Source organism: Mesorhizobium oxytropidicola, from assembly GCF_056174625.1.
Genome location: NZ_CM149692.1, coordinates 5,027,160 through 5,038,954, shown reverse-complemented (window position 1 = coordinate 5,038,954; position 11,795 = coordinate 5,027,160). Strand labels below are relative to the sequence as shown.

At 61.3% G+C, this 11,795-nt stretch carries 12 protein-coding genes, 1 tRNA gene and 1 pseudogene; 5 read left to right on the top strand and 9 right to left on the bottom strand.

Annotated elements, in window-relative coordinates; translation table 11 throughout:
- The first annotated feature begins 297 nt into the window (after positions 1-297).
- On the top strand, positions 298-609 hold the full coding sequence (locus tag AC0V8S_RS25235; RefSeq protein WP_475434102.1) for a hypothetical protein: 312 nt from the start codon (positions 298-300) through the stop codon (positions 607-609).
- A gap of 43 nt (positions 610-652) precedes the next feature.
- On the opposite strand, the gene AC0V8S_RS25230 is transcribed toward AC0V8S_RS25235, so the two are convergent.
- Positions 653-946 (bottom strand): hypothetical protein, encoded by a 294-nt coding sequence (locus AC0V8S_RS25230; protein ID WP_475434100.1) that lies wholly within the window; start codon positions 944-946, stop codon positions 653-655.
- A gap of 120 nt (positions 947-1,066) precedes the next feature.
- Here AC0V8S_RS25230 and AC0V8S_RS25225 point away from each other — a divergent pair.
- Positions 1,067-1,191: pseudogene (locus AC0V8S_RS25225) on the top strand (GDP-mannose pyrophosphatase); the annotation flags it as partial.
- Between the two features lie 59 nt (positions 1,192-1,250).
- Here the strand turns inward: AC0V8S_RS25225 and AC0V8S_RS25220 are convergent.
- The 5 genes from AC0V8S_RS25220 to AC0V8S_RS25200 all read right to left on the bottom strand — a co-directional run bounded on the left by AC0V8S_RS25220 (position 1,251) and on the right by AC0V8S_RS25200 (position 4,429).
- Entirely contained in the window at positions 1,251-1,763 is a 513-nt protein-coding gene (locus AC0V8S_RS25220; RefSeq protein WP_475434098.1) for a hypothetical protein, read from the bottom strand.
- On the bottom strand, positions 1,664-2,434 hold the full coding sequence (locus tag AC0V8S_RS25215) for a hypothetical protein (protein WP_475434096.1): 771 nt from the start codon (positions 2,432-2,434) through the stop codon (positions 1,664-1,666). Before AC0V8S_RS25215 ends, AC0V8S_RS25220 begins: the two co-directional genes overlap by 100 nt.
- Positions 2,435-2,625: 191 nt before the next feature.
- Positions 2,626-3,327 (bottom strand): hypothetical protein, encoded by a 702-nt coding sequence (locus AC0V8S_RS25210; RefSeq protein ID WP_475434094.1) that lies wholly within the window; start codon positions 3,325-3,327, stop codon positions 2,626-2,628.
- 70 nt (positions 3,328-3,397) lie between these two features.
- A tRNA-Leu gene (locus AC0V8S_RS25205) sits at positions 3,398-3,483 on the bottom strand.
- Positions 3,484-3,760: 277 nt separating this feature from the next.
- Positions 3,761-4,429, bottom strand: a complete 669-nt coding sequence (locus AC0V8S_RS25200) for an outer membrane protein (RefSeq protein ID WP_475434092.1) — start codon at positions 4,427-4,429, stop codon at positions 3,761-3,763.
- 188 nt (positions 4,430-4,617) lie between these two features.
- Between AC0V8S_RS25200 and AC0V8S_RS25195 the strand changes: the two genes are divergently transcribed.
- The 3 genes from AC0V8S_RS25195 (at position 4,618) to ade (ending at position 7,780) form a co-directional block, all read left to right on the top strand.
- Positions 4,618-5,007, top strand: a complete 390-nt coding sequence (locus AC0V8S_RS25195) for a SecDF P1 head subdomain-containing protein (protein WP_475434090.1) — start codon at positions 4,618-4,620, stop codon at positions 5,005-5,007.
- Positions 5,008-5,119: 112 nt separating this feature from the next.
- Entirely contained in the window at positions 5,120-5,884 is a 765-nt protein-coding gene (locus AC0V8S_RS25190; RefSeq protein ID WP_475438693.1) for an MBL fold metallo-hydrolase, read from the top strand.
- A gap of 78 nt (positions 5,885-5,962) precedes the next feature.
- On the top strand, positions 5,963-7,780 hold the full coding sequence (gene ade / locus AC0V8S_RS25185) for an adenine deaminase (protein ID WP_475434088.1): 1,818 nt from the start codon (positions 5,963-5,965) through the stop codon (positions 7,778-7,780).
- Positions 7,781-7,856: 76 nt separating this feature from the next.
- On the opposite strand, the gene AC0V8S_RS25180 is transcribed toward ade, so the two are convergent.
- The 3 genes from AC0V8S_RS25180 to AC0V8S_RS25170 form a co-directional block, all read right to left on the bottom strand.
- Positions 7,857-9,017 carry an alpha/beta hydrolase gene (locus AC0V8S_RS25180; protein ID WP_475434086.1) on the bottom strand — a complete coding sequence of 387 codons (1,161 nt, stop codon included), beginning with the start codon at positions 9,015-9,017 and terminating at the stop codon, positions 7,857-7,859.
- Positions 9,018-9,159: 142 nt separating this feature from the next.
- The gene (locus AC0V8S_RS25175) at positions 9,160-10,233 is read right to left on the bottom strand and encodes an alpha/beta hydrolase (protein WP_475434084.1); all 1,074 of its coding nucleotides are present in this window, start codon (positions 10,231-10,233) and stop codon (positions 9,160-9,162) included.
- A gap of 100 nt (positions 10,234-10,333) precedes the next feature.
- Positions 10,334-11,737: an aminopeptidase P family N-terminal domain-containing protein gene (locus AC0V8S_RS25170; RefSeq protein WP_183458771.1), complete on the bottom strand. Its 1,404-nt coding sequence runs from the start codon at positions 11,735-11,737 to the stop codon at positions 10,334-10,336.
- Between the last annotated feature and the right edge of the window lie 58 nt (positions 11,738-11,795).

The window sequence follows — 11,795 nt, the reverse complement described above, 5'->3', positions numbered from 1 at the left end:
TCCGACGCTGGAAATCCGGCGCCCCGTTTGAAGTCACTTTCGAGGGTGATCTCGAGGATAGGACGGGCAGCCCACGGGCATATGCGGCTATCCCGTGCGGGCAGTTTGACGGAGGGCCTTGGCGCCGAGGTACGATCCCATGGAGGCCAAAGACGCTTCCGGGAGTCATATATTAGCAATAAACAATATATTAATAGCTATAATGCAGCCTTGGCACAGGGACGGAAATACCTCCCATCGACGTTCCGACACGCGCCCTTGAGCGCCGGGACGTTTGACCAATGCGGAGCAAAACGCATGAGTGTCGGAGCAGCTCTCGAGCAATTGCTGCGGCTGATTTATCGCCGCGCCATGAAATTAGCGATGTTGCCGGAGGATGAAAGGGATTCGCACTACGATCACATCCGCCTGTCATGTTGCGCGGCCGCCGAGCACATTGGGCAAGATCCCGACAGGGCAGCCATCACGGCAAACGATATGGTCGAGTTTGTTCGCGCGCTGGTCGGAATCATTGAGATGGGCTCTGGACCAGATCATGAGCCAGGTGCCGATCAGCGGCCGCCGGTACCACATTTAGGCGACCAAGGGACTGGCACCACGCGCATTTAGTAGACAGAGAAGAGCGCCACCGTTGGCAGCGGCAACGAGGCGGCTATCGCTGATGCTGTACGATGTAGCTGTTGGTGCTGGCGTCGGCGCCGCGGCCGCGCGTCACAAAAACCCTTGTATAGCCGACCGGTAAGCCATCTGTGACGGTCGCATCAACGAGACGACACCGCCCAACGGTTTCGCCGTTCGGAGCGCTTGCCAGCCTGTCCTTCAGCGAAGCCATGCATAGATCGAGCGACGCATACATGGTCGGCCCCATATCGACGGGTTTGCAGACGGAACCCTCACCCGGGCTGCACTGGAGCAAAACCATCACTGCCGCAGTTGCCGGATCCATTTTTCAAAGATCTCCCACGTTTTGACGAAGCTCAACGTGGAAATGCATCTTTTGTTTCGCTTTTGCTAAAACGAATGTGGATGGCCGTTCTCGACACGGTTGCCTTGCGGTTCCCGGCCCGAGGACATCGAGGTGCTGGAATGCCGCTCGACGAAGCGCTGGCCGGCATTGCCGACGGCCGCATCATCGATGCCAAGACCATCATCCTGATCCAGCACCTGAAGCTGAACCTCGTGCGGGCCTGACGCGAAACCACGTTGGGTCTTCGGCCTTCTGCCTGCCTGGAGAGGTTTCCGCGTGCAAGCTAAGTTGCGGGTACCGGCGACGGCTCTGCCAGGATCATCGTTCCTTGACCGCTCGGACTAGGCCAAAGAAAGACTCGGCTCGCCCACAATACCCGCTCGGCGTGAATGTTGAGGGCGTAGAAGTCGGCGCGGACCCATGTCTCCTTCTGCCAGAAGCGTTGAAGGTCTTTGGAGAATACCTCGATCCAACTAGTGAGTTGCCGCGCAGCGATTGCAGCACCCACATCGGTTTCGGCGGTAGGGAATTCCATGTTGCCCGTGCCATGACGGTGACCGACCAATCGCGCCGCGCTAATCAGAACGTTGGACGCCGAATCATGTGCGGTTTCAAATAGCTTGGAAAAATTTTCGTTGGCCGCGTGCTCTTCCTTCGCGTTCTGGATGTTCGCGTAGGCGACGTCAAATGATCCGATTAGGTATTTCGAGAATTCCTGTTCGACCAGATCGTCCGCGCCAAACTTAGCGCTGTCGCGCGCATAGCGATAGGCGCGTAGCGCTTTACGAACCGGCAATGCAGGACGCCGTCATGATGGCTGGTCATGACAGGTTCCATCAGGAAGGCGGGCAGAGCCCTCTCGATCTGGCTCAGCGTGCAAGCCTGAGCCAGCCCCGCCACAAGAAGATGGAGCGCCACTTCCGCGTCCTGCGCCTCTTCGCCGACAAGAGATAGGCCGTAGGCGGCGTTCAAAACGATGCGCACCTTGGTGACGCCTTCGCGCACAACTAAGGCGGTGGAGGCTCCCTTCGCGATGCGGTCGGGTATTCCTTCGGGGGTCGTATCGACGTCGAACCCGCGCTCCATTTCTGTGAGTGCTGCCTGAGAGTCCGCTGCGAAGGTGATACCGTCCAATCGGTCTAAGTCGAACAAGGGCCGAAGTTGCGAGACAAGCCGCTGCGTCTTTTCACTAAGCAGCGCGATATCTTCTTCGTTGCCGAGGCCAGCAAAGGACAGTTGATAGCTCAGCGGCGGCACCGGGAGGGGCTCTGCGACCCAGGTTCCCGCCGACTTCTTGTTGGGGAGCACTTCTTTCAGAGCGCCCTGAATGACAGCATCGATTTCACCTATCCAGCGCCCGCCCATGTTCGCACTTAGCTCTGCAAAGATCGGCGCTGACGACGCGGTGATAAAAAGCTCATCGCTGCACGCCGCCGCGTCGCAATTGAAATTGGTAAGATCGGGCATGACGTGTCCGGGTCGAACACCCACCAGTAGCCTTTGTGAAGTGATCGGCATGACAACAGTGGAAACTGTTTGCGTGTTAGTCATCATGTAGGGAAGAAATGCTCCTCCCTCGTCATCAACGCCAAGCGCCACGCAATCAGGCAGAACCGCGCCCTCCGGGGGGGCGGCGAGAACATGCCACCGAAGCGCCGCTAGAGAAGTCTTGCGAGATTCTGCAATCGACCCCTTACTAGCGCTTTGTTATGGCCTTCGCGCACTAGATCATCGAGACCTTCCAGCATAGTGCCGAGCACCTCTCTGATACCAAGCGTATTGGCATCAAAATTTCCGACGAAGTGCTCTTTTGCTACCATGAAAATCACTCTGTCGAGCAGGCTCTTCGGGATCGGCAACAGGTCGAGCAATGTCTTCAGTTGTGGCTCTTTATCGAACATCCCTTCAATGCGCTTGTTCCATGTGGGGTTTGGCTCCGGCTCGGCTAAGCCCAACATGGTCACAACGGTGTCCTCATCCGCGAAGGCTTCCGCGACCGCCGTCACGAGTCGCTCCATGCCGCTGCTGAAAATGCGGCGCATGTTCGCGCTGCGCGGCGTTAGGTGAGAGATGACTTCTGCGGCTAATTCGGCATCCGCTTCATCATCGATCGGGATCGCGCGCAGTTGGATCAACAGGCCACCCAACCTGTTTTCGTAGACTGTGATCATGTCGTCGAGCGTCTTACTACCGTCGCTTGACAAGCGCGAATAGAAGTAGCGCTGCGCAAGCACGTCGCTAATCGATGCGGGAAAGATGCCGCCGTCGCGGCGATGCACATAGGTCTTTTCGGCCTTCACGTCGAAAAGAAATCCGCGCTGCAACGACTGTGGGATGTGATGTTGTTTCTTGCCAGACACGCCCATTCTCGAAGTCTAGTTGTGCAATTTGGCTGAGTGGCGTACCCATTCAGTCGAGGAATGCGTTTGCTGGTGCGGACGACGGGAATCGAACCCGTACGATCAGAGATCGAGGGATTTTAAGTCCCTTGCGTCTACCAATTCCGCCACGTCCGCAGGCCAGCCCTTTTCAGATGCCAGACACAGGCCGTCAAGTCGTGTTCTTAAGCTGTCCGAACGCCCACCCCAGAGGAGACGGCGCGGCGATACTGGCGTGATCGCGGAATTTAGCGGGCGGCGCGCAATGCGTAGGGTGTTTGCACGGCGGACTTGATCCGCCGAGGCCGGCGTCTACCAGGCCCAACCCATTCCCCCGCCCACTGGGGGCGCCGGCCGCCCCTCTCATCGAAATTGCTGGTCACGTCAGTCGCTCGTCGATCGCTGTCGGCTGCGTTCAGAACTTGTAGCTGAGATTGATGCCGACGGTGTTCAGCTTGGTATCCTGGTCGCGGCCGACGAAATCGGCGGACCCATCGTAGTGCTCGGAGCCGAAATCGTAATAGCGATACTGCGCGCCGACGACGAACTTGTCGGTCAGCGCATAGTCGACGCCGGCACCCACGGTCCAGCCGACATTGGTGCGCGTCTCGGAGAAGGCGGAGCCTGCTGATTGCGAGGTCTCGATACCGGCGAAGGCGACGCCGCCTATGCCGTAGACCAGCACACGATCCATCGCATATCCGGCCTTGGCGTTGACCGAACCGAACCATTTGATGTCGGTGCCGACGACATTTCCGGGTCCGCCGAGTTCCGCCGTGCCGTCGATCGAGGAATAGTTGAGCTCGGCCTCTGCGCCGATCACCGCCTGGTCGAATTGCCACAGCCCGGCCACGTGCCCGCCGACGAAACCGCCGTCAATGTCGGGCGAGACAGAAAACGGTCCGCCGTCATTTCCTGAGATATCGGACCGGCCCCAGCCATATCCTGCCTGCAGGCCGGCATAGTATCCTGTCCAGTCGAAGCCGGGCGCGGTCATCGGCACATCGGCCGTCGGGTCGGCTGCGAGAGCCGGCACGGACAGGACGGCAAGAAGACCGGCACTTGCGACCACAAGGCGATACATCGAACTCCCCGAGCGAAGAGTCGGAAAATCTTGGGAGCCAAGGTAGACCGTTTTGCGACGAAACGGAAACCTGTTTCTGGCTGCGGCCGTGCGCCGCTCGCCGAACGGCAGCCTGCAAGCCGACGACAGCTGACATTGTCGGGCGAATGTCAGCATGCAAGATGAGCGTCTTGCAGGGGAAAATCCTGATGAACAGCCCGGCTCGTCTCATCGCTGCAGTAGCCATCGTGCTGCTCGCTTGCGGCCTCGCCATGGCCGAGCCATTGACGCTCGCCATTGCCAAGGCAGCGGTTGTTTCCGATCAAGCGTCCGGGCAGATGGTGCTCAGCCTCAAGATGACAGCGGACAGTGCAAAGGCGTTCGCTGACTTCACCAGGGTGAACATCGGAAAGGTGGTCGATCTCAGCATCGACGGCGCCGTGGTGATGTCGCCGCGGCTGATGGAGCCGATCATCGGTGGCGAGATCATGGTCGGCGGAACATTCGCGCCGGGCGAACTCGAGCGGATCGTCGAAAAGATCTCATCCGGTGGTGTCAGCGTTACGGTCGATGCGAGAGCCGAGCAACCGGGCGGGTGAAACAATCGCCGTCCGCAAACTGGTCCTTGGATATCTGTTCGTCTCTCCCGATATCAGTCCGGGCGGCAAACTGAAGGAGCATTTCATCGTGGACGTGTCCGGGCCTGACAGAATGACAATCACCTTGATCGGCGGCCCCACCGCGCTCATCGAGATCGCCGGGATCCGCTTTCTGACCGATCCGACTTTCGACGTGCCCCAAGCTTATGACGCGGGCGCAGTCCGGCTGGTCAAGCAATCCGGTCCGGCCATTGGTATCGACAGTTTGCCGCCCATCGATCTGGTGTTGCTCAGCCATGACCAGCACCTAGACAACCTCGATCATTCAGGTCGTGCATTCCTGCCTCGCGCCTCTCGAGTGCTCACGACCGAGGTTGGTGCAGGGCGCTTGGGCGGCTCGACGGAGGGGCTGGCTCCCTGGCAGAGCGTTGAAGTTGATGTATCGGATGGCCGGCGCCTATGTGTGACGGCCACGCCCGCGCGGCACGGTCCACATGGCATTGAGCCGATCAGCGGCGATGTTGTCGGCTTCGTCTTATCACTCGATAGCGAAGGTGGCCCGAGTGTCTACATCTCAGGCGACACTGTCTGGTTCGACGGCGTGGCCGAAGTCGCGCGCCGTTTTGACGTCAGGGCCGCGATCCTTTTCACTGGCTCGGCCAGGCCACGCGGCGCCTTCCATATGACCATGGACAGTAATGACGCGATCGAGGCGGCCAATGCCTTCTCCGATGCGACGATCATCGCGATCCACAATGAGGGTTGGCAGCATTTCACCGAGACGCAAAGCGAGCTTGCCAATTCCTTCAAGGCGCTCGGTATCGCAGGGCGTTTGAAGCTTCTGGAACGTGGCATTGCCGTCGACTTGCAATTGTGAGGCCGTTCAAGCCGGTCGTCACCTCTGGCTACGCGTGCCGACATTTGCGAGACTGTTCGTAACCGAAGGAATCGCCTGATGCCGACTGCAAAGACCGCCAGTGCCGCCAAACCAAAACCCTGGACCGAGATGGCGACGCATCTGGTCGACGTCGCCATGGGCCGCAAGCCCGCCGATCTGGTCATCCGCAACGGCCGCTGGGTGAACGTTCACTCGGGCGAGATCATCGCCGGCACCGATATCGCCATTGCCGGCGGCCGCTTTGCCTATTGCGGGCCGAATGCCAGCCACGCCATCGGCCAGGGCACCAAGGTGGTCGATGCCGGCGGGCGCTATCTGGTGCCCGGCCTCTGCGACGCGCACATGCATGTCGAGAGCGGCATGGTGACGGTGACCGAATTCTGCCGCGCCGTCATTCCGCACGGCACCACGTCGATGTTCATCGATCCGCACGAGATCGCCAATGTGCTGGGCCTGCCGGGCGTGCGGCTGATGCATGACGAGGCGGTGGCCATGCCCATCAACGTGCATGTGCAGATGCCGTCCTGTGTGCCATCGGCGCCTGGGCTGGAGCATGCCGGCGCCGAGCTCACGGTTGCCGACGTGGCGGAAGCGATGACCTGGGAAAACATCATCGGGCTCGGCGAGGTGATGAATTTCCCCGGTGTCGCCGCCAACGATCCTGTCATGTCGGGCGAGATCGCCGCGACGGTCAAGGCTGGCAAGACCGTCGGTGGCCACTATGCCTCGCGCGATCTCGGCCTGCCGTTCCACGGCTATGTCGCCGGCGGACCCGAGGACGACCACGAAGGCACGCGCGCCGAGGATGCCATCGCCCGCGTGCGCCAGGGCATGAAGGCCATGCTGCGGCTGGGCTCGGCCTGGTACGATGTCGCCTCGCAGATCAAGGCGGTGACCGAAGGCGGCATCGATCCGCGCAACTTCATCCTGTGCACCGACGACAGCCATTCCGGCACGCTGGTGCATGAAGGTCACATGGACCGGGTGGTGCGCCACGCCATCCAACAGGGGCTGAAGCCGGTGACGGCGATCCAGATGGCGACGATCAACACCGCCCAGCATTTTAGGCTGGAACGCGAGATCGGTTCGATCGCGCCGGGGCGGTTGGGCGACCTGCTGATTGTCTCCGATCTCGCCGCAATGACCATCGATGAGGTCTATGCGCGCGGCGTCAGGCTGGCCAAGGGCGGCAAGCTCGATATCGACATTCCCGCCTATGATTACCCGAAGACGGCGAAGAACACCGTCAAACTGGGCAAGAAGCTGAAGGCCCGCGATTTCGACATTGCGGCCCCCAAGGGCGCCAACGAGGTGCGGGTGCGGGTCATCGGCGTCATCGAGAACCAGGCGCCGACACGTGCGCTGGAGGCCGATCTGCCAGTCGAGGACGGGCTGGTCGCCATGGATCGCCGCAACGATGTCTGCCAGATCGCGCTGGTCGAGCGGCACCGGGGCACCGGTGGCGTCACCAACGCCTTCGTTTCCGGTTTCGGCTATATGGGCGATTGCGCGATGGCCTCCAGCGTGGCGCATGATGCCCACCACATCATCTGCGTCGGCACCAACAAGCAGGACATGGCGCTGGCGGTCAACCGGCTGGGCGAAGTCGGCGGCGGCGTCGTGCTGTTCTCCAAGGGCAAGGAACTGGCGCTGGTCGAAATGCCGATCGCCGGGCTGATGTCGGACGAGCGCGCCGAGATCGTCGCCGCCAAGGCCGAAAAACTCACCGAGGCGATGCGCAAGATGGGCTGTTCCCTGAACAACGCCTACATGCAGCATTCGCTGCTGGCGCTGGTGGTCATCCCGGAACTGAGGATTTCCGACGTCGGGCTGATCGACGTGACGACGTTCCAGAAAGTCGACCTGTTCGTCTAGGTATGTCGATATTCGGATATGTCGGCCTGCAAGCGGCTGCGGGTGGTAGTGTACCTAAAGCAAGCGCATCCTTTGCTCACCCGCCGGTGGCGATGGTCAGCACCTTGAACGGCGTGGTGATGACGACCTCGGCGACAGAGCCGACGGCCTTGCCAAGACCTTGGCCGAGATTGTTGAGCTGTGCGGGGTCCTCATCGGCAGCCAGGCCAGCCGGCGTGCGCAGGCGGTCGCCGAGCAACTGCACCAGGATCGGATTGTCGGCAAATTTGGCGTGGTTGAGGCCACCGTCGCCGCCCTTGGCCTTGGTCAGGTCGACCACGGCCACGCCGTAGCTGGCGAGATCGGCCGCATTGCCGTAGTCGCCGACACGTGGCTTGTCGCCGGAGATAAGTGAAGACAGTTTGAGCGCCCGGTCATCGCCTGATAGCAGCACGGCAAACGGCTTGTCCGGCCTGCCGTAACGCATCATCTGCTTCTTGAACACGTCGACATCGATGTCGGGCGAAGCCAGGACGACATAGCCGAGTTTGCCGCCTAGATCGCGGTCACCGGTGATGGCGAGCTGGCGCAGCGCCTCCATCGTCAGCCAGGTTCCCATCGAATGAGCGATGATGTCGATGCTCTTGACCCGCGTCTTGGCGAGCATTCTGAGCGTCGCCTCGAGGTCGTCACGGGCAGCGTTGGCACTGTCCTTGTCGTAGATGTAGCCCGTCGTCTTGGCGCTCGACGCCCAGGAAAACAGCACCGGCGTGCCCGGATATTTCGTGTCGTGAGCGATCTGCGTCAGCCGGTAGATGCCGTCGTCGAAGCCGTTGTTGAAGCCATGCACGAAGACCAGTGCGCGGTCGCCGCGCATGGCGATGTCGGCGCCGACCGCCTTGGCGAATTGCGGGGCGTCGCCATAATGGACGACATTGGTGGCGGTGAATTGCTTGGCCGGGTTCGAGTTGGCCGAGCCCTTGGCCCGCTCGATGGCGCCGACCTGGTGGACTTTCGGCACGGTGACGTCGACACGGGCGTAGCTGGTGGTCAACGAGCGATCGCCGTCAAATACCTGACGCGGATCCTTGGTCGCCTGCCGGCGGGTGGTGGCGACGAAAATTTCGTGCGTGGCCGCGATGTCGGAAGCTGGTACCGAGACCGTCGTCTTGTTGAGAAGATCATGCGTGTTCTGGCCGGCGCAGCCGGCAATTGCGAGCGCCAACACGACGACGAAACTCTTCAAACGCACGGTCACGCGTCGGCTCCCGTAAAGGGGGACGTCAAAAGCATGACGTCACCAGTCATTCCGATAAGGCCAGAGACGGGCTCGGTCCAGTTCAAAGTGGACCAAGGCCTCCGCAAGGCTGGATTGGCATGGCAAACCCGTGGCGCTGAATCTACTGTCCGAGCAGGCCGATGCGGTCGGTCACATCCCGGTCGCTGGCAAAGCCGTCATCCTCGCGCAGCCGCTGACCGATCATCTTCACCAGTTCCGGATTGTCGGCGAATTTCGTGTGGTTGAAGCTGTCGCTGCCTTTGACCTTGGAGAGATCGACCACGGTCACGCCATAGGAGGCAAGATCGGCGGCATCCTTGTAATCGCCGACGCGAGGCCGCGAACCGGCGATCAGGCCGGACAGCCTCAGCGCGCGGTCGTCGTCGGACAACAGCAAGATGAACGGCTTGTCGGGCTTGCCGTAGCGGCGCATCTGGCTCTTGAATACGTCGACATCGATGTCGGGCGAGGCCAGCACCACGTCGCCAAGCTTGCCGCCGAGATCACGGTCGCCGCTGATCGCCATCTGGCGCAGCGTTTCCATGGTCACCCAGGTTCCCATCGAATGCGCGACGATGTCGATACGCCGCGCGCCGGACTGCTGCAGCATGCGCAATGTCACTTCGAGCTGGTCGCGTGCGGCGCTGGCACTTTCCTTGTCATAGACATAGTCGGTGGTCTTGGCGCCCGATGCCCAGGAAAACAGCACCGGCGTGCCGGGGTAGCCGGAATCGTGAACGATCTGGGTCAGGCGATAGACCGCATCATCGAAACCGGTGTTGTAGCCATGCACGAAGACCATGACGCGGCCGCCGCGCGCCGCGATATCGGCGTTGAGCGCGCTGGAGAATTTCGGCTGCGTGTCGTAGCCGACAACCTCGGAAGCCATGAAATATTTGGCCGGATCATCCGACTTGCCACGCGAGCGCCGCTCGATCTGGCCGGTCTGGTGGATGCCGGGCACGGTGACGTTGACGCGGGCATAGTTCAGCGTCGCCGAGCGCTCGCCGTCGAAAACCTTGTTGGGATCGTCGGATTTCTTGCGCGTCGTGGCGATGAAGATCGAGTGGTTGCCGGCGATGTCCGTCACCGGCGCGGCGACGATGGCGCTGCCAAGCAATTCCTGCGTTTGCGGGCCGGCGCAGCCGGCGACGAGCAAGGCGAGACAAACGGTAACGATCTTCTTCAAAGGCACTTCTGAAATTCCACTCCGGCCAAAAGGCCCATCCACCCCCGCGACACCTCCCGGACAGGGAGAGTGCGGCAGAACTAAGTCGTGTCCAGTCGAAATGTGGTCAGCGCCTGGTTACAGCCATCGCACTGTTGCGCGAAAGCCAAAATGGCGGAAGGAACGCCGGAATGTTGGAGAAAGGCAGCACCTCCGGCTTGAGGCGGATGCCGAGAACATCCGCCACGAAGGCGCGGCGCGCTTCGATGCGGCTCCAGGCTTCGGGATAGCGTGCCGCAATCTCTTCGCGCAGCGCCTCGTCGGCGAGCGCGATGCCATCCTCAATGTTGGTGGTGAAATAGTCGCTGCCGGTCGCCGGGATGATGTCGACCTGCAACGCCATGCCAGATCGCAATTTGATGTCGGAGCCGGAAAACACCGGCGAATGCATCCATTCGTCGATATGGACGAGATGGCCGGGATTGAGGGTGACGCCAAAGAACGGATCGCCGATGCGGTCTTGCACCGCCTTCCACAACGCGCCGCCCGTCGTGCCGATGCCGATCGCTTCGTACCAGTCGACAACCGCCGCGAAATACGGCGCGACCAGCTTTTCGACGTAGTCGCGGATAGCAGGACGCAACTCTGAGGCATCCTCGGCGAGGAAGCCGGCACGGGCATTGAGCGCGCCCTGGATGCCATAGGCCATGGTGATCGGGTCGCCGCGCCGGATGATGTCGAGGCGAGGGCTGGGCAGGCCATAGGCGGCGCGCTTTCCCGCCGACAGCATCGGGTGACAACAATGCGGCAGGCCATTCATGCCCATCAGCCGCGCCGCCTGCAGTTCGCTCATGCCGGGCTCGATGCCCTGCAGGACATTGCGCAACCCTTGCGAGGTGAAGGTCGCGGCGAACTCGAAGCTGGCCAACTGGTCCGCCTCGTTGATCGCGCGCAGGCCGTCGATGGGGTTCATCAAAAGATTGGCGGCGTTCACGACCGCGCCTTTGTCGCCGACAAGCGTACGTAGCGTATCGGCAATGAAGGAGGGCAGGTCGAGCGTGGTCTCATCGAACCCGGCGTCGCCGGCGCCAAAAAGCTTCCAGCCGATGGCGCCGATCCTTTGGCCGGGCTTCAGGCCGCAACCGGCAAGGATGTCGGGCAGCGCGTCCGAGCGGTCGCGTGGCTGCGCCGGCAATGAGAAGGTCTGGTAAAGCACGCGCTCGTAGGGGCCGTCGCAGATTTCGGCATAGCCCCAGCCCTCATTGCCGACGAGAAGTTTTGGCTGCTTGCCGGGAGCGATGACCAGCAATGTCTCCTCGAAGCGCGGATCGTAGCCTGAGAGATAGGCGACATTGGCGGCGTGTTCGCGGTCGCCATAGACGGCGAGGGCATCGAAGCCGGCCCTGGCGCCGCGCGCGATCAGCGCTTCGATGCGCGCTTCATAGGTGCTTCGCGCAACCAGCGGCATCACCGTCGGTTCGCCGAATTCCGGCAGCGACATGGATTTCAGGCCGACCGATGCGACAGGCATGAACAAACGCCCCCAAGTGCTTGCAAGAATACTGCGAAATGCCCTTTGCGCATGGGCA